Source organism: Edaphobacter sp. HDX4, from assembly GCF_036877565.1.
Taxonomy (GTDB): Bacteria; Acidobacteriota; Terriglobia; order Terriglobales; family Acidobacteriaceae; genus Edaphobacter.
Genome location: NZ_JAEDXW010000012.1, coordinates 69,677 through 87,886 on the forward strand (window position 1 = coordinate 69,677; position 18,210 = coordinate 87,886).

At 58.0% G+C, this 18,210-nt stretch carries 10 protein-coding genes and 1 pseudogene; 5 read left to right on the forward strand and 6 right to left on the reverse strand.

The genetic code is table 11. The annotated features are described in order from the left end of the window. Nucleotides 1–4: 4 nt before the first annotated feature. A complete protein-coding gene (locus JAO29_RS12885; protein WP_334268634.1) occupies nucleotides 5–430 on the reverse strand; it encodes a cupin domain-containing protein in 426 nt (141 codons plus the stop codon). 135 nt (nucleotides 431–565) lie between these two features. Then, nucleotides 566–4,233: pseudogene (gene mfd / locus JAO29_RS12890) on the reverse strand (transcription-repair coupling factor). A 173-nt stretch (nucleotides 4,234–4,406) separates the two neighbouring features. On the opposite strand from mfd, the gene JAO29_RS12895 reads away from it, so the two are divergent. Next, complete coding sequence (locus JAO29_RS12895; protein WP_334268635.1) at nucleotides 4,407–5,408, forward strand: substrate-binding domain-containing protein; 1,002 nt, start codon at nucleotides 4,407–4,409, stop codon at nucleotides 5,406–5,408. Between the two features lie 46 nt (nucleotides 5,409–5,454). On the opposite strand, the gene mgrA is transcribed toward JAO29_RS12895, so the two are convergent. Beyond that, nucleotides 5,455–6,486, reverse strand: a complete 1,032-nt coding sequence (mgrA, locus tag JAO29_RS12900) for an L-glyceraldehyde 3-phosphate reductase (protein WP_334268636.1) — start codon at nucleotides 6,484–6,486, stop codon at nucleotides 5,455–5,457. Between the two features lie 115 nt (nucleotides 6,487–6,601). Here mgrA and JAO29_RS12905 point away from each other — a divergent pair, with 115 nt between their 5' ends. The 4 genes from JAO29_RS12905 to aspS are packed head-to-tail and all read left to right on the forward strand — an operon-like array spanning nucleotide 6,602 to nucleotide 13,968. Next, nucleotides 6,602–9,763, forward strand: a complete 3,162-nt coding sequence (locus JAO29_RS12905) for a DUF3857 domain-containing protein (RefSeq protein ID WP_334268637.1) — start codon at nucleotides 6,602–6,604, stop codon at nucleotides 9,761–9,763. 45 nt (nucleotides 9,764–9,808) lie between these two features. Then, on the forward strand, nucleotides 9,809–11,101 hold the full coding sequence (gene hisS, locus JAO29_RS12910; RefSeq protein ID WP_334268639.1) for a histidine--tRNA ligase: 1,293 nt from the start codon (nucleotides 9,809–9,811) through the stop codon (nucleotides 11,099–11,101). A 23-nt stretch (nucleotides 11,102–11,124) separates the two neighbouring features. Then, nucleotides 11,125–12,066, forward strand: coding sequence for a PIG-L deacetylase family protein (locus JAO29_RS12915; RefSeq protein WP_334268640.1), 942 nt, complete (start codon nucleotides 11,125–11,127; stop codon nucleotides 12,064–12,066). 36 nt (nucleotides 12,067–12,102) lie between these two features. After that, a complete protein-coding gene (gene aspS / locus JAO29_RS12920) occupies nucleotides 12,103–13,968 on the forward strand; it encodes an aspartate--tRNA ligase (RefSeq protein ID WP_334268641.1) in 1,866 nt (621 codons plus the stop codon). 27 nt (nucleotides 13,969–13,995) lie between these two features. On the opposite strand, the gene JAO29_RS12925 is transcribed toward aspS, so the two are convergent. The 3 genes from JAO29_RS12925 to JAO29_RS12935 form a co-directional block, all read right to left on the reverse strand. Then, a complete protein-coding gene (locus tag JAO29_RS12925; RefSeq protein ID WP_334268642.1) occupies nucleotides 13,996–15,486 on the reverse strand; it encodes a tannase/feruloyl esterase family alpha/beta hydrolase in 1,491 nt (496 codons plus the stop codon). A 60-nt stretch (nucleotides 15,487–15,546) separates the two neighbouring features. Continuing rightward, the gene (locus tag JAO29_RS12930; RefSeq protein WP_334268643.1) at nucleotides 15,547–16,497 is read right to left on the reverse strand and encodes an aldo/keto reductase; all 951 of its coding nucleotides are present in this window, start codon (nucleotides 16,495–16,497) and stop codon (nucleotides 15,547–15,549) included. A 139-nt stretch (nucleotides 16,498–16,636) separates the two neighbouring features. Beyond that, a complete protein-coding gene (locus JAO29_RS12935; protein WP_334268644.1) occupies nucleotides 16,637–18,136 on the reverse strand; it encodes a hypothetical protein in 1,500 nt (499 codons plus the stop codon). Nucleotides 18,137–18,210: the final 74 nt, after the last annotated feature.

An 18,210-nucleotide genomic window follows, 5' to 3' on the forward strand; every position in this document is an offset into this window, starting at 1 on the left:
TGAATTATGGGTGACTCAGTGGATCGACTCCATAACGCCACATCACGTCGCTTATCCCGGAGGCATCGGGATCTTCATAACGATAGTGCCGCGCGATCTCCCGGTAATACTCCGGTCCCATCACTCCTGGGGTCTGCAGACACATGACTCGACCCATCTGGTCGTCCAGATTGGCGAAAAAGTGCGGCGTTCCCCGAGGGATCAGGAGATGTTCTCCAGGCCGCAGCGAGATAATTTCGCGGTTGAGCGTCCAGGTCGTGATGCCGTTCATCCCGAGGATCCATTCGTCGTAGTTGCGATGGGTATGAGGAACAACAACGCTGCCGCCGGCGGGAATGGTGAGCTCGAACAAATCCAGCGCGTCAGCGGTCTCGTGACGGGTCATGAGAAACGTAACACTCATTCCGCCCAGACGGATTGTTTCAACCATGCGGGGGCCCTCCGTAGGGTTGAGGGCGATCATACTGCGCAATACTGGCAAATCCACGTCGGAAATGAAAAGCTTTCTCAACTTTCGTTCCCGCATTTTTTCCACAGCTGCGTATATTGCTGAAATACAGGCACTTCATTTACTCACTACGCTTATGTCTAGCGACTCTAGTAACCCCAGCGTTTCGAGCAAAACGTCTTCAGACCTGGCGCTCGTCAGAGGCCACCGCAAAATACCCTGCGGCGTGAACTGCGCACCGCGCTTCGTATTGCGACTGACAAGCTTCATCAGCACACCTGGATCGATGGTCTTGCCGGAGCTATCTCCGTCACGCTCCGCAAACTTGATGTGCAGCATCTCCACGAAGGTCTTGACCTTGTTAACCTCGAGCTGGGTCCGCTTGCGATCTATCTGCGCAATGCCCAGCTGTTGTGCATGCAGGCGAATCTCGCCCGCGGTGAGCAGATTGTCGACGGCCTCCGGCAGTGGGCCGTAGCGATCCTGCAACTCAGCGCGAACATCGGAGAGCGCGGCGAAGTCCTCCGCTCCAGCGATTCGCTTGTACATCCGCAGCCGCTGATTCTCTTCCTGGATGTAGTCGGCATCGATCCGAACCGAGATGCCGAGATTGACGACCGTCGCGGCATGCGCAGGCATGTCTTCCTCGCCCTTCATCTTGCGTACGGCTTCTTCCAGCATTGAGGTGTACATCTCGAATCCGATGGCTTCGATGTGTCCGCTCTGCTCCCCGCCCAGCATGTTCCCCGCTCCGCGAAGCTCAAGATCAAGCGCGGCGATCTTGAAGCCGGCTCCGAGGTCGGAAAACTCCTTGAGGGCTGCAAGACGGCGGCGGGCGATCTCGGTGAGCTCCGTGTCGGGAGGGATCAGCAGATAGGCGTAGGCGCGACGATTGGAGCGGCCGACGCGGCCACGCAGCTGGTAGAGCTCGCTGAGACCGTGACGGTCTGCGCGGTTGATCAGGATCGTGTTCGCGAGCGAGATGTCCAGTCCATTCTCGATGATGGAGGTTGCGACGAGGACGTCATACTCATGATTCATAAACGAGAGCATCACTCGCTCCAGCTCTGCCTCTGGCAGTTGACCGTGGCCAACGATGATCCGTGCCTGAGGGACGAGTTCGCGAATCTTTGCCGCGATGTCGTAGATTGTCTCGACGCGATTGTGTACGAAGTAGATCTGTCCGCCGCGTTCGAGTTCCATCTCGACCGCGGTTCGCACAAGCTTTTCGTCAAATTTGGCGACGATCGTTTGAATCGCCATACGGTCTTTGGGAGGCGTCTCGATCACGCTCATGTCTCGAAGGCCGATCAGGGACATATGCAGGGTACGGGGAATCGGGGTCGCCGACATGGAGAGAACATCGATCGCTGCGCGCATCTGCTTTAAACGTTCTTTGTGTCGCACACCAAAGCGCTGCTCCTCATCGACCACGAGAAGGCCAAGGTCCTGAAACTTCAGGTCCTTGGAAAGGAGGCGATGCGTCCCGATGAGAATGTCCACCTTCCCGTCCGCGACGCGTTCCAGGATCTCCTTCTGCTCTTTCGCCGTTCGAAAGCGAGAGATCATCTCAATGTTGACGGGGAAGTTTGCAAAGCGCCGCTTGAACGATTCGAAGTGCTGGAAACTTAGCACTGTCGTCGGCGTCAGCACCGCCACCTGCTTGCCGTCCTGGACGGCCTTGAAGGCAGCGCGCATGGCCACTTCGGTCTTGCCATAGCCAACGTCTCCGCAGAGCAGACGGTCCATGGGGCGGGGCGATTCCATATCTGACTTAATGTCGGCGATGGCGTTCAACTGGTCGTCGGTCTCATTGAAGTCGAAGGCGTCCTCGAACTCGCGCTGCATGTTTGTGTCGGGCGAGAACGGCGTTCCCTGCGCAGCTTCACGCTGGGCATAGAGCTTCAGCAGCTCGGCCGTCATATCGGCCATCGCCTTCTTGACGCGAGCCTTTGTCTTCTGCCAGCTCTGCGAGCCAAGCTTGTTGAGCTGCGGCGCAGGTCCCGTCTCAGTGGAGCGATACTTCTGAATGAGATCGAGCCGCGTGAGCGGGACGTAGAGCTTTGCCTCATCTGCGAACTCGAGAATCATCAGCTCAAGCGGCGGCTGATCGTTCTCCTCGATGACACGCAGGCCCATGTAGCGGGCTATGCCGTGCTCCACATGCACGACATAGTCGCCAACCTTCAGATCGCGGAAGTCTGAGATGAACGCGGAGGACTTGGACTTTCCGCGGCGAGCCGGACGCTGCGTAACGTCGGCTTCGTCGGAGAGGTCCTGTGCCCCGAAGATCACAATCTGTCGTGCGCTTGCCTTTTCAAGATCGAGAATCTGGACGCCTGTCCCAATCGGTGTCTTCACGATGACCGGCGTCCGGAGATCTCCTGCCAGATAGCTCGATTCCGAATAGACGGTTGCGGAACCCTGCTGGTCGTTGCGAGACCCGAGCCGGTAGGGCACCTGGTACTCCTGCAGCAGCCCGGCAAGCCGTTCCACGTCGCCCTGGTTCGCTGCGGCCAGCAGGATGCGGGCCTCCTGTCGCATCAGCGAATTCAGAGAGTCAATGAGAGCCGGGATGGAACCATGGAATCTCTGCGTGGGACGGGTCGCGAACTCAATCTCGGAGAGCTCGTTGCGTTCCGCATCGAGCACATCGACGGCTCCCAGCTGATCAAGATCGCAACCGGTCGTGCGCCTTACTCGATCCTCAAGATCCCATGGAGAGAGGTAGATATCTTCTGCCCGTACCAGCGAACCGATCCCCGACCGTTCGTGGCGTTGCTCAACCTTGTTCCACCAGCGTTCTCCCTGGTTCTTGACCATGGCTGGCTCTTCAACGAAGACACGCGTTGAGGGTCCCAGTAGATCGAGCAGGGTCTGATTTGCGCCTGCCACTGGAGCGAAAAACTCCCAGCCGGGGAAGACGGTGGCTTCGCCCGTCCGAGTAGTAACATGTGTCTGCAGCTCGACCGGTTCTTCCCCGCCTTCTAGGACGGCACCCGCAGATCCTGCCCTCGTCAGCCGCGCATTGATGGCCGACAACAATTTTTCAGTGACGGGCGTCTCGGTCAGGGGAAGCAGAAGGACGTCGTCCAGCGACGAACTGGAACGCTGTGTCTCCGGGTCAAAACGGCGGATGGATTCAATCTCATCGCCGAAGAAGTCGACCCGGACGGGACGGTCCTGTTCCGGTGGATAGACATCGATAATGCCTCCACGAACCGTGACCTGTCCCGGCATCTCGACGACATCGACCCGCGTATACCCGACGGAGAGCAGGTGCTCGATCAGCAGGTCCGGGATGTGCTCCTCGCCGGTGCGGAGATGGAGGGCGAGCGCGGCGTAGTAGTCGCGATGAAACAGGCGCATGCATGCCGACTCAATAGGAGCGATGACCAGCCGAGCGCCCGATCGCCAGCACAGATCTTCCACAGGGCCGCCGCTCGTGTCTCCTGGATCTCAGAGTGGGGTGAAAGGTTTTCGAAGGGGAGAACATCGTGAGCCGGCAGTCTCAGAACCTGCTCGGGCTCTAATGCTCCCGTAAGCTCACAGGCCGCCAGAACCGTAGCCTGCAGGGTCTCGGCTGCCTTGTTGTCGGAGACGAGGACAAGCGCAGGCGCCTGGCCTGCGCGAACAAAATAGGGGAGATAGAGCGCACGCGCGGTTGCTGTCAGGCCCGAGACACGACGGCGCCCCGATCCGGCGCTCAGATGGCGACGTACACGCTCGAAAGCATCGGTGTGTTCCAGGTCCGCAAGAAGTTCGCGGACGAACGGCAAGATCATGCTGGATTCAATTCTAGAAGAATTCCGTCGGGAGGCGCATATTCACTGATCCGCTCTGCCAGACTCAACGGAACAGGCGTATGATCTCGCCTGCCGCGACTTGCAGCCACGGTGCTGCCCGATGGGCCCCGGTTCGACAGAGTGCGGGCAGCATGTCTCATTGGAGGCTTTAGATGAGCATGTGGACCAGAGGTACATTCCTTGCCCTGTTATGTGTGCTTCCCCTGCTTGAAGGGTGCACGCGCCACTCCAAAAAAGAGCATTACTACCTGGTAGCCGTAAACGTTCAACTTCCATATTGGACAACGGCAGCAGAGGGTTTCCAGAAGGCGGCCACAGAGTATGGCGTGACTGCGGTGGTTCGGGGACCTAAAAACTTCGACCCACAGGCAGAGCTTCAGGAACTCCGGTCCGTCGTGGCGCTAAAGCCCACAGGAATTCTGATCTCGGTGACCAACCCGGATCTGCTTGGGCCCGAGATCGACGCTGCGATCTCTGCCGGGATTCCAGTGATCACCATGGACTCGGATGCTCCCGCGAGCAAACGGCTCTACTTCATAGGGACCAATAATATCCAGGCAGGTCGTCTGGGCGGCCAGCGGGCAGCGGCTATGCTGAATGGCAAGGGAAACGTTGTCTTCTTTACGATGCCCGGCCAGCCGAACCTTGACGAACGTTTGAAGGGCTATAAGGATGTCTTCTCCGATTATCCAGGTATCAAAATTGTGGAGGTCTTTGACATGAAGGGTGACTCCGGCCTGGCTATGGACAAGGCGCAACAGTATATTGCCCTCAAAGGCAAGGATCGAATCGATGCATTCATCTGCCTGCAGTCCTCCTCAGGCAGGGACGTGGGGGAGGCGCTGCGCCGGGCAAAAGCAGAAGGGGATTCCGGGCGTCTCCTTGTGGCGATGGATACGGACCTCCCCACTCTGCAGCTGATTAAGGATGGTGTGATCGACTCCACGATCTCTCAGAAGCCTTACACCATGGCCCTGATTGGCCTGAAGGCGCTGGATGAGATCCATCACTATCCGACCGACAATCCCATGAAGGGAGATTACGAACTCGATCCCTTCGCTCCGTTCCCCGCATTTGTGGATACCGGGGTGTCGCTCGTGGATAAAGGCAACGTCGAGGGCATCCTTACGCGCCGGCAGTCCGGGCCACAATAGCTGTCGGGATGATAGCTCTCGATCAGTAGCTCAGATCTGCCGGGAATCAGCCTCTTCCTTCGCGGGCATCTTTCCAGAGGTCCAGGTTGCCCTCCGTGGCGTGCTTGTCGATCTCGGCCAACTCCGCTGGGCTGAAGCTCAGATTCTTCACGGCATCGAGCGAATCGTTGAGCTGGTCAACGTTGCGTGCGCCGATGAGCGCCGAGGTCACGCGGGGATCGCGCAACACCCAGGCGATCGCCATCTGGGCGAGCGTCTGGCTTCGATTGCGTGCAATCTCATTGAGCGCGCGAACGTGCTGCAGGTTCTCCTCGTTGAGGAAATCCTTCTTCAGCGAACCTTCCTGGCTCGCGCGGGAGTTCTCTGGAACTCCGCCGAGATATTTGCTGGTCAGCAGCCCCTGCGCCAGTGGGGAGAAGGCGATGCATCCCGCTCCGACCGTATCCAGCACATCCAGAAGTTCCTGCTCAATCCACCGATTCAGCATGGAGTACGACGGCTGATGAATGAAGAGAGGCACGCCTTCGCTGCGCAGAATATCTGCTGCTTCCAGAGTACGTTCGGGGCTGTAGGAAGAGATGCCGACATAGAGAGCCTTGCCTTGTCGTACAGCCTGGATCAGCGCGCCCATCGTCTCCTCGAGGGGTGTGTCCATGTCAGGCCGGTGCGAGTAGAAGATGTCCACATAATCCAGACTCATGCGGCGAAGGCTGTCATCTAGCGATGTGAGAAGGTACTTGCGCGAGCCGCCGATTCCGTAGGGACCGGGCCACATGTCCCAACCCGCCTTGGTGGAGATGATCAGCTCGTTGCGATGCGGGGCGAGATCCTTCCGCAGAATCTGGCCGAAGTTCTCCTCAGCTGAACCGTAGGGAGGGCCATAGTTGTTCGCAAGGTCAAAGTGAGTTACACCGCGGTCGAAGGCACGAAGAACCATCGCCCGGCCGGTCTCAAAGACATCCGCCCCGCCAAAGTTCTGCCACAGGCCCAGCGAGATGGGAGGAAGCACGATGCCGGAGCGGCCACAGCGCCGGAAGCTCGCCTGCTGATATCGGTTCGGGTTTGCGATGTAGCTCATGAACAACTCCTTCTGAGTTTGGCAGGGCTTCACTGCTCAATTCCGGAAAACAAAGGAAGCCCCGTCTCAGTTTTTCATAGCTTATCGTCCGTGCCTGCTGTATTCAGATACAGATATGCGTTTCATTGTTGTTTTGCTTGTTTTTGCCTTGGGAATGTATCCAGCTCGCAGCAGGGGTCAGGCTACTGGCGCGACGAAGGCTTCTTCGCCGCAAAAGGGTTCTTCGCCGCAAAAGGGTTCTTCCTCCGAACCGCAGAAAACGGGTCAGGCGCCCGGTTCTGTACGTGACTACTCTGCTGAATCACTGATCATCGAAAAACTGGATACCGTCTACAGATATCGTGCCGACGGCACCGGTTCCCGCGAGATCACTGCTGTCGTCCGGATTCAGTCCGACGGTGCCGCACGGCAGTATGGGGTTTTCTCGGTCCCATTCGCCGGTGACAGCCAGAAGGTCGAGTTCGACTATCTGCGCGTAAGAAAGCCGGACGGGTCTCTCGTGGAGACTCCCGTCTCCGACGCGCAGGAGATGCCGCAACAGGTCACGCGGGAAGCTCCCTTTTATAGTGATCTCAAAGAAAAGCAGCTTCCGGTCCGAAATTTGCAGCCGGGAGACCTCCTGGAGTATCGAGTCAGAATCGTCGACACGAAGGCAGAGGTTCCCGATCACTTCTGGGGCCAGGACACCTTCCGCAGCGCCACTGTCATCCTGAACGAGAACATCGAACTGCATGTTCCCAAAGGTACCTACGTTAAGGTATGGAGTCCGGACCTCCAGCCGCTGAAGTCGGAGACCTCTGATGAGGTGGTATACCGCTGGACCGGGTCACAGCCGGATCCGACGGTCGGAAAGGACGGCAAGGCGATCCAGCGGGAGTTCGACCCGAAAGGAGAGCTAGCGCAGATGGCATGGACAACCTTCAAGAGCTGGGATGAAGTTGCAGGCTGGTATCACGCGCTTGAGGCCGACAGAATTATTCCGGACAGCGCGATCAAGGCGAAAGCGGACGAGCTGACGGCTGGCAAATCGACCCAGACCGAGAAGGCACAGGCGCTCTACAGCTATGTCGCAACCCAGATCCGCTACATCGGGGTGGCCTTCGGAATCGGCCGCTACCAGCCTCACATGGCGGCGGAGGTACTCCGAAACCAATATGGTGATTGCAAGGATAAGCACACGCTTCTAGCGGCAATGCTGACGGCCGAAGGCTTTCATCCCGAAGGTGTGCTCGTCGGCGCGGGCATACGGATGAACGAAGAGGTACCGTCTCCCGCAGCCTTCAACCACATGATCTCTGCAGTGCCTGTTGACGGGAAGCAGACGTGGCTGGACACCACTGCAGAACTTGCCCCTTACGGCATGCTGGTTCAGCTGATTCGAGATAAACCGGTTCTGGTCGTTACCCCCACAGGACACGCGGCGATCGAGAACACGCCTGCCGAACTACCCTTTACGTCCTTTTCCAACTTCGCAGGCACGGGAGCGCTTACAAAAGACGGAATCATGAAGGCGAAGATCGAATTCACCGAGCGAGGTGATGACGAGCTTCTGCTACGCGCGCTCTTACGACAGGTTCCCCGCGGCCAGTGGAATGAGCTAATGCAGCGGCTGTCGCAGGGATTTGGCTTCGGTGGAATTACCAGCAATCCCGACGCCAGCTCTCCCGAAAAGACGACGGAGCCGGTTCGATTGAACTATGACTACGTCCGCGAGAAGACGGGCGACTGGGACAATCACAGGATTCTGCCCTTATTTCCGGTCGTCTTTCTGCCATCTGTAGATGAAAAGAATCCTCCGAAAGAGCAGCCGATTCGGTTGGGGGAACCCCGTCTCGAGGAATCGCTCTCAACGATCACGCTTCCGGACGGCTGGGGAGCCGTTCCTCCAGCGGCCGTTCACGAAAAGACCGCTTTTGCCAGCTTCGACAAAACCTATAAGGTTGAAGGCGAGAAACTGATCGTCGAAAGAAAGGTACAGATCTTTCGGCGCGAGGTTCCGGCGGCGGAATGGAAGAGCTACAAAAAATGGCTGGACGCCACCGTGAGCGAGGGCGAACCCTACATCACCCTGATCACCACCGAGGCGTCTTCTGCAACTAAAGAGGGAGCAAAGGGGCCGACAGCAAAGCCGGATGTGAACGAGCTTCTTCACCAGGTCTTCGAACAGATGCAGCGGGGAGAGATGAACTCCGCGGAGGCCACCCTGGCGCAGGCCCGACAGACCGACCCTAACTCTCCCTGGGTCTACCGGCAGATGATCTCGCTGCAGCTAATGCGGGGAAAGACGGATGAAGCCGTCAAAACCATGAAGGACCTCCTGCAGAAGCCTTTCGCAGCGGACGACGATCGCAAAACGGCGGCTACCTTGTTCATGTATCTCCACCACTACACAGACGCTCTGCCCCTTCTGGAGAAGGCGGCGGCGAAAGATCCGGACAGTACCGCCATTCAGGTCCAGCTTGGAACAGCACAGATGCGGACAGGACATCAGGAGCCTGCGCGAGCTACCCTGGTCGCAGCCCTCACCAGGACTGCCGACCCAGCCATCCTCAACAACGGAGCCGACGAACTGGCAGAGGCGGGTCTTTCACTGGATGTGGCTGAAAAGAGCGCCCGTAAAGCGATCGATCAGCTGACCGCAGAATCCGCCAACTGGGTGATGACCGATATCCCACAGGAGCAGAAGACACGACAGCTTTTGTTGGTAAGTACATGGGACACCCTCGGATGGGCGCTTGTCGGCCAGAACAGGCTGAGTGAGGCCGAGACCTGGCTCCATGCGGCCTGGCTCAACGACTCCGATCCAGAGATCGGGTTCCATCTGGGACGATTGCGGGAGAAGCAGGGACGCGAACAGGAGGCCGTGAAGACATATCGAATGGCGTTCGCGGAGCTTGTCAGCCCAAGAAGGTCAAAAGAAGAGACGGAAGAGATAAGACGCAAGCTGCAGGACCGCCTCGATGTTCTCAAACAGGAAGAAAAGGCTTCGCACAACGGCGATGCCCGAGTGCAGTTGCAGCACGTCAGAGTTTTGCCCTTAGGCCCGTGGAAGGGGCCAAATCTTCTAAAGGAGTTCACCTTCTCCCTGCACCAGGAAAAGATAGAGGATGTAGCTGGTTCAGGCTCCGGGCAGAAGGCTGGACCTGAAGATCAGATGGCGCTGCAGAGGGCGAACCTCGCAAACTGGACTCCTCAAAATTCGGAAGCTCGCATCATCAAACAAGGGACTCTAAACTGCCACGGCCTGGTCTGTGAGCTGGTGATCTATCCAATGTAAGCCGATCCCACTTTGGAACGTTCGGTTTCGCTACACTGAGATGTAATGGCAACGATCAAGGCAGTACGCGGGACTAGGGACCTACTCCCCCCGGATACCACTCTTTGGAATCACGTAGAAGCTACCGCACGCTCCGTATTTGCGCGCTACGGCTTCGGTGAGATCCGTACCCCCGTCTTTGAGGTGACTGAGCTCTTCGCGCGCGGTGTCGGCGAAGAGACCGACATCGTCTCCAAAGAGATGTACACCTGGGAGGATCGCGGACGCGCCGAGAGCGATCGTGGTCAAAGCCTCACCCTGCGTCCGGAGAATACCGCCGGGGTCGTCCGCGCCTACATTGAGCATGGAATGACTGATACCGGCATGCTCCAGAAGCTCTTCTACATCGGCCCGCAGTTCCGGCGCGAACGCCCGCAGCGTGGACGGTACCGCCAGTTCTGGCAGATCGGCGCCGAGGTGCTTGGCCCCCCGTGGTCGGGGTCGGATTCCGCCCTGCGCGATGCCGAGGTGCTCGAGATGCTGGCGACGCTACTGACTGAGCTCGGCATCCGGGGCTGGCGGCTAGCATTAAACTCGGTCGGCTCGGCCGAAGACCGCCAGCGATACAGCGCCGCACTCCGCGATGCTCTGGAACCCGTAAAGCACAAGCTCTGCGAGGACAATCAGCGCCGGGCGGAGACAAACCCGCTGCGCGTGCTGGACTCCAAGGACCCGGGCGACCAGGAGATCATCAACGGGCTGCCGAAGATCTCTGAGTTCTGGAGCGACGACTCGCGGGCGCACTTCGATCAGGTAAAAGCTGCACTCGATGCCTGCAGCGTCCCCTACGTCGAAGACCCGCGGCTGGTACGCGGGCTGGACTACTACACCCGCACGACATTCGAGTTCACTGTTGGAGGCGGCAGCGGGCTGGGCACCCAGAACGCCCTGCTGGGCGGCGGCCGCTATGATGGCCTCTCCGAGATGCTGGGCGGACCCAAGGCTCCGGGAATCGGCTTTGCCATCGGTGAAGACCGTCTTATTCTCACGCTGCAGGCGCAGGCAGAAGAGACCGAAGCAGCGAAGCTCGATGCCTTCGTCGCTCCCATGGGAGTCGCGCAGAACCCAGCGGCGTTGAAGCTGGCGCAGGAGTTGCGCCGAGCGGGGCTCGGTGTCGAGGTAGGCGACGGCAACTGGCGGCTGAAGAAATCCTTCGAGACGGCTGATAAGCTGGCACGCAAGATGATCATCGTCGGCGAGGACGAAGTAAACAGCGGGATTTTCACCGTGAAGGACTTTTCCCAGGGTGAGCAGGCTAAGCTGGCGAGAACAGAACTGGTGGGTGCGTTGAAGTCGTAGATCTTCTCTTTGCAGGAGCGGCGATGGAGCGTAGGGAGTTCTTCAAGGTAGCGGCAGCGGCTGGTCTTGGGACCGCCGCTCAAACGCCGGGAATGGCAGAGACAACAGTCGCCGGGCCGGCGCCCTTTATCGAGCGCGCTAACCCCGGCCAGCCCCACAAGGGCAAGGTCTTCGCACTCATCACCCCGCACCTGGACGATGGGCCCATCTTCGCCGGCGGCACCATTGCCAAGCTGCTGAACGAGGGCTACACCGGCTATTTCATCCGTGTCAGCAACGACGAGAAGGACTCTTACAACCTGACCATGGGCGAGACCGTCCTGGTCAACGAACAGGACGCCGCACGCTTCGTCGAGGTCGCCGGCCTCAGAAAGCGTTACGACCTCGAGTACCGCAATCACGGCCTCGACGACGTCTCCCGCATGGAGATTCGCGTCCGTTTGATCTTCCTCTTCCGTCTCCTGAAGGTGGACACCGTCCTGAGCTACGATCCGTGGGGCCACTACGAAGAGAACCCCGACCATTACGTGACGGCCCAGGCTGTTGAAGCCGCCTGCTGGACCGCGGCCGATCACCTGGATTTCCCGGAGCAGTTTGACGTCGGGCTGAAGGCCCACTCCGTCCGCGAAAAGTACTACTTCGCCCGCGGTCCCCAGCTGGTCAACCGAGTCGTCGACATCGGACCCACCATTAAGCAGAAAGCCACCTACATCGCATCCTGCAGGAACATGATCACCAATATGGTGAAGAGCACCAACGAATCCCTGGCGGCGCGTGGGCTTCGAATTGCGGCCTTCTCAGGTCCCCAGGAAGCGGCCAACGAGGAGTACATTCAGGCGGCATTTCTCGAGCGAGACAAACGCATCGGAGCCAAGTACGGGCTGGAGTATGCCGAGGAGTTTCACTACATCGGGCCGAGCCATGAGCTCGACGACTACATTCGCGCGCATGCCCAGCGGATTTAGCGATTCGCACCCGATGTCCGTACAATAGAAGGCATCGTGACACTCGACTTTTTAGGCAATCTGCAGCGCACCCATCGGTGTGGTGAGCTCCGTGTGGAGCAGGACGGACAAGACGTGGTCTTGATGGGCTGGATCAACCGGCGCCGCGATCACGGTAACCTCATCTTCCTGGATCTACGGGATCGTACCGGGATTACTCAGGTTGTCTCCGATATTGAGGTCGCAGGGCCGGCCCATGCCAAGGCGGAGGCCGCCCGTTCGGAGTTCGTCGTCGCCGTCAAGGGGCGTGTACGCAAGCGCGGCGAGGGCCTTGAGAACCCCAACATGGCTACCGGTCAGATCGAAGTCGTCGTCAAGGAATTGCTGCTGCTGAACGAAGCAAAGACGCCTCCTTTCTCGCCCGCGGAAGACGCCATCTCGAACGAAGAGGTTCGCCTCAAGTACCGTTATCTCGATCTGCGTCGCGAGCAGATGCAGAAGAACTTTCTGACGCGACATAAAGTGACCCGAGCGATCCGGGAGTATCTCTCGGAGAATGGGTTTCTGGAGATTGAGACGCCTTTCATGACGCGCTCAACCCCTGAAGGTGCGCGCGATTATCTGGTTCCAAGTCGCGTACATCCGGGGGACTTCTACGCTCTGCCGCAATCGCCACAGATCTTCAAGCAGATCCTGATGATCTCGGGTTTCGATCGCTACTTCCAGGTGGCGCGATGCTTCCGCGATGAAGATCTCCGCGCCGATCGCCAGCCGGAGTTCACCCAGATCGACCTTGAGATGACCTTTCCCCAGCAGGAGATGATCTTCCGCGTGGTGGAAGGGTTTCTGACTGGCGCGTTCAAAACTGCTGATATTGAGCTGAAGGCTCCATTCGTGCAGATGACCTATGACGATGCCATTCGAAAGTACGGCATCGACAAGCCAGATATGCGGCTGCCTGCAATGGTTGACCTGACGACTCTATTCACACCAGAACTGCGTGAAGCGTTGAAGATTGAGCAAAAGCTCCCGGTACTCGGGTTCTCGATTCCCAACGCTGCTGATCTAAGCGGAACTCAATTCAAAGCGTTGGCCAACGAAGTACGCACGTTTTTAGGTGAATCCGGTCTCGATTTTCTCGATACCCAACGACTTGAGAAATCCGAGCAGTTCGCGCCGCTCGGTGATCTGATCGCTAAAGAGCTCAAGAACGAATACACCGACTTCCTTAAGACAGCCGCCCGAGGTTCCGCGGATGACAATCTACTGGCGGGCGTCATCACTCCTAAGCTCGGCACGCCCGAGATGTGGAACTATGACCGCCAGTGGATCTACAAGAAAGTCGGTGCGCTTCGACTTCATTTAGCGCAGAAGTTCGCAGACAAGCACAAGCTTTTCCAACAGACCGGAACCGCCGACGACTACAAGTTCCTCTGGGTTACCGACTTTCCCATGTACGAGTGGGACGAGGAGTCCAAGACCTGGAACGCGGCGCACCATCCCTTTACCTCGCCGCACGAGGATGATATCAAGTCCGGAGCGCTGTTCAACGACAAGGGCTCCGTACGTGCGCTGGCCTATGACATCGTCCTCAACGGTACGGAGCTGGGCTCCGGCTCAATCCGTATCCATCGCCAGGATGTGCAGGCCGAGATATTCCGCTCGCTGGGCATGAGTGATGAAGAGGCGAAGCAGCGCTTCGGATTCTTTCTCGACGCGCTGGAGTACGGCACGCCTCCGCACGGCGGTATTGCGCTCGGCCTCGATCGCATTGTGATGATCCTCGCGGGTGCTTCAAGCCTGCGCGAGGTTATCGCCTTCCCCAAGACGGCGAAGGCAATCGATCTGATGGTCGATGCTCCAAGTCCGGCGACAGAGCAGCAGATGAAGGAACTGCACCTGAAGACCGTAGTGAGGAGCTAGTTCACGAGCCGGTCCGGCTCATCTCTGCTACCTGGTGACACATGAAAAGCTGGCGGCATCATCGATGCTGCCAGCTCCCTTATATCTCGCCACCTGCGGGTAAGGGCAAAGCGGGCGAGTTCTGTCCACCTTGCCTGCGGTGCGGTGCTCCGCGACGATCCTCGATGGGGCTTCGCCCTTTTCCACCCATTGTTCCAGCACGCCGATCTTGTCAAAGCTATCCGGACCTTCTCCACCGGAGCAGTGGCCCATCCCGGGGATCATGAAAAGCCTCATCCAGTTGGAGACCTGTTTGCTGCCGCCACCCAACTCCGAGGAAGACTGGTAGAACGCAATCGTCGAGCCTGGTGCGACCTGCTGATCGGCCCAGCCGTGATAGAGCAGCAGCTTTCCGCCATGTCTCGCGAAGGCATTTAGATCTGGATTCAGTTCATCCACATCCTTGTCGACGGCGTGGGCCTTCGCGGGGTCACGGTCGATATTGAACGTCTTCCAATCCCAGCTGTCATCCTGATAGACCACATAGCGGAACTCATCCGAAAAAAGATCGGCAGGCGCAGGTCCTCCCGCAAGACGGTCCCATCGAAGCTCAGTGCCCGGCTCCAGTCGAGGGAATAGAGTCTTGCCATTCGAATCCTTCGGAGCACTGATGATGGTCTCAGCGGTATGTACCTGGCGCGGTGTGAGACAGTCGGGTGCATCGCCCTCTTTGCACGTCAACGAAGTGAAATCGGGATGGCACTCGGTGGGATCTTCGATGAGGCTGTCCGTCACGCCGTCCTTCGCATCACAGGCTCTCAGAACCGCGCGATGGATCATCGGATACTTCGATGGTGGAATGTAGTCCAGTGGATCTTTGAACGTCTTGTTCGCAAGCCATAAAGCCCAGCTGTTGCGCCGGATATCCGCAGGATCGCCTGCGATGATGCCGTCGAACTCGTCAGGGTAGCGGTATGCCTGCAACAATCCTTCGCGGCCGCCTCCAGAGCAACCGTTCCAGTATGCATAGCGGGCGGCCCGTCCATAAAATGCCTGGATCAGGCTCTTCGCTTCCACCGTCATCTCGTGATCGGCGCGATACGCGAAGTCCGTGAGCTTCTCCGGATGACCGACAACAAAGCTGGCGCTTGCTCCCGTATGACCGTCGTCGGTGGCGCTGGTTGCGTATCCACGCCGGAGAGCATCAGCCATTGCCTCGTAAGCAATGGAGCCTCCCCATCCTCCGCTGCCTACCGCGAGAAACTTTCCGTTCCACCCTGAAGATGGCAGCCAGACTTCCGTGTGGATCTCAGAGTCGGCTGTTGGCGCAAGTACAGCCGCGACACGACAGAAAGATGGCAGTCCGGTAATCTTTTTTCGCGTGTCCTCAATGACAAGATCTCCGGAAGCAACAATCTTCGCGGAGCGAATCGAGGTCTTGGGCGTCGTCAGAGAGACGAGTTGCTCACAGGGTAAGGCATGCAGCGGAACGGCTGAAGCGATGGCGGCAAACAAGACGAACAACCATCTTTTGATCATTCACAAAACTATAGCCGCTTCCGTGAAGGGCGGCCATTAGTTCTCAACCTCGTGGACCGGCTAGTAGGCGCTCGCTTTCGTCAGAAGATCTAATTGCTCGTTAGACAGTCTGAGTTCAACCGCAGCAAACATATCCTTAAGCTGACGGGTACTGGTTGCGCTGGCGATAGGAGCGGTTACCGTCGGCTGTGCCAGCAGCCATGCCAGAGAGATAGACGCCGGAGACGCTCCGGTCTGCGCAGCAACATTGGCAAGAGCGGCAAGGATTCTCTGGCCTCTCTCATCAAAGTATTTAAGCACCCTCGCCTCCCGGTTTGCACCTTTGGCGTCCGATGGCTTTTTATATTTCCCCGTAAGGAATCCGCTCGCGAGAGAGAAGTAGGTGATAACTCCGAGACCATATTTCTCGACCGTCGGCGCCAACTCCGCTTCATACTGCCGGCGGCTGTAAAGGTTATATTCCGGCTGCAGGACCTGGTAGCCAGGCAAATTCTTCTCGCGGGCGCAGTCGAGCGCCTCTTCCAGGCGTTCCGACGTGAAGTTTGAAGCTCCGATGATGCGGACTTTACCACCCTTAATTAGCAGATCGTAAGCCTCCAGAGCCTCGCACACCGGAACGGCGGGGTCATCCTGATGCGATTGATAGAGATCGAGGTAGTCCGTCCTCAACCGCCGAAGCGACGATTCGATCTCCTTAAGGATGTAGCTCTTGCTCAGGCCCTTCTTCCCCTCCCCCATATCCATCCCAACCTTGGTTGCCAGCACAACCTTCTCGCGCTTACCGGAGCGCTGCAACCAATCCCCGAGAATGGACTCCGACTCTCCCCCTTTGTTTCCAGGCAGCCAGCGTGAGTAGACGTCGGCAGTATCAATACAGTTGAATCCTCGATCGACGAATTCATCGAGGATTCGAAACGAAGCATCTTTGTCGATGGTCCAGCCGAATACATTGCCTCCAAAGATGAGAGGGACAATTGATAGTTCTGAACGACCAAGAGTTCTGGTTTGCATAGCCCCCTCCTGCAGCATTGGATTGCATCTTCTCTAAAAGGGTTATGCGAGGAAATTATTTTGACACCAGCTAGACAAAAAAGAAGTGCCGCACGCTGGATGCGCATGCGGCACTTTGATAGTTCAGACTGCGAGCAGCTTATTGAACGGTAATTGTGATGGTTTTGCTGCTGCGGTCGTATTGGTTGGTTGCATACAGTGTGTAAGTTGTCGTCGTCGTCGGATGCACCGTGACGCTGTTTCCGCGTACGGGACCCGCCTCGGGCGAGACGATGTAGTAGCTTGCATTGTCAGCAGCCCAGCTCAACGTCACAGCAGAACCAGCAGAAACCGTGAGATTGTCCGCTGTAAAGCTGGTGATGTTCGGTGCGCTGCCGGTTGGCACGTTCGCTGACGTGTAGACGGTTCCGGACTGAACGATCTCGAACGCAGAAGAAGGAACCTGCTTCAGCGTTGAGAGATCGTCGTTGTTCCAGCGATCGTCGGGTGCACCAGTCATGAACATGTTGCTTCCGTTGTCAGCCACGATCATGCCGTAGTTCTTGAGCGCAGTAAGGATGACCTTAGCCTGCGGAGGGAACGACGAAATGTCGTAGCCCGCCTTGAGCCTCATACGTGCGCCCATAGGAGCAAAGACCGGACTATTGGAGTTGCTTGCCCAGTGGGTTGCCGGAGCAACAAATGCTGCCCGGGTATGCTGAAGCGTGACACGGATAGCGTGATCGATGTGGCCGGCTGCAACCTCGTCGTACCGCACAAGGCCCGGGAATACCGGGAGACCTGCTGCATCGGTTGACGTCCAGCGGTACGGACGTGCGTTGGCATCGAGAAGATCCCATACAGTTCCAACAGCCGCCTGCCATGTTCCATCGCCCTGGGGATATGCTCCCCCTAGTTCGTAGAGCCAGCAGTTATCGCGGTCCAGGACCAGGACGTGACGATCACCGTCTCCGGGATTCGGTGACCCTTCCATCAAGGTTGAGATCGCAATGGGCATCGGTGCCGGATCGCTATCGTCTCCATACACGTTGTAGTTGATGTTGGCGAACGGAGCACCGCTGACAACCGAGTATGGGATTCCGATGACGTTTCCGGCATATGTTCCCGAACCGAAGTTGGCATAGAGGCTATGTCCGATGATGTTGATGATGCCGTCGGAGCTGGCATCGACCGGCGCGTTGGCGATGTTCTGCCGCCACGGATTGCTGGCCTGAAAGGGAACGAAACCATTAAGGCTCGCGCCCTCTCCGAGACCCATCACACTGCAGGCAGAAGAGGATGGCGTCGTGGTCGGAGGAGTTGTTGATGGATCCAATGGCGTAGTCGTCGGCGGGTCGCTCGGCGTTGTCGACGGTGGATCGGTTGGCGTTGTCGACGGTGGATCGGTTGGCGTCGTTGTCGGAGGATCCGTCGGTGTCGTTGTCGGAGGAGTTGTTGACGGATCCGATGGTGTTGTCGACGGCGGGTCGCTCGGCGTAGTCGTCGGTGGGTCGTTCGGAGTAGTCGTCGGCGGTGCGACGGGCTTGGGCGCTTTCAGCTTAACGAGGGTATAGCGCGTGTTTGATGACGAACCTTGTCCATAGATAAAAGGGCTTGCGGACAAGGCAATAAGGGCCAGCATGGGGAGCTTGCGTGGCATAGTTGGCGATTCTCCTTATGGCCGACTTGAAGGCCATTGTTATCTGGTTAATGCGCCAAGGACAGTATTTTTCT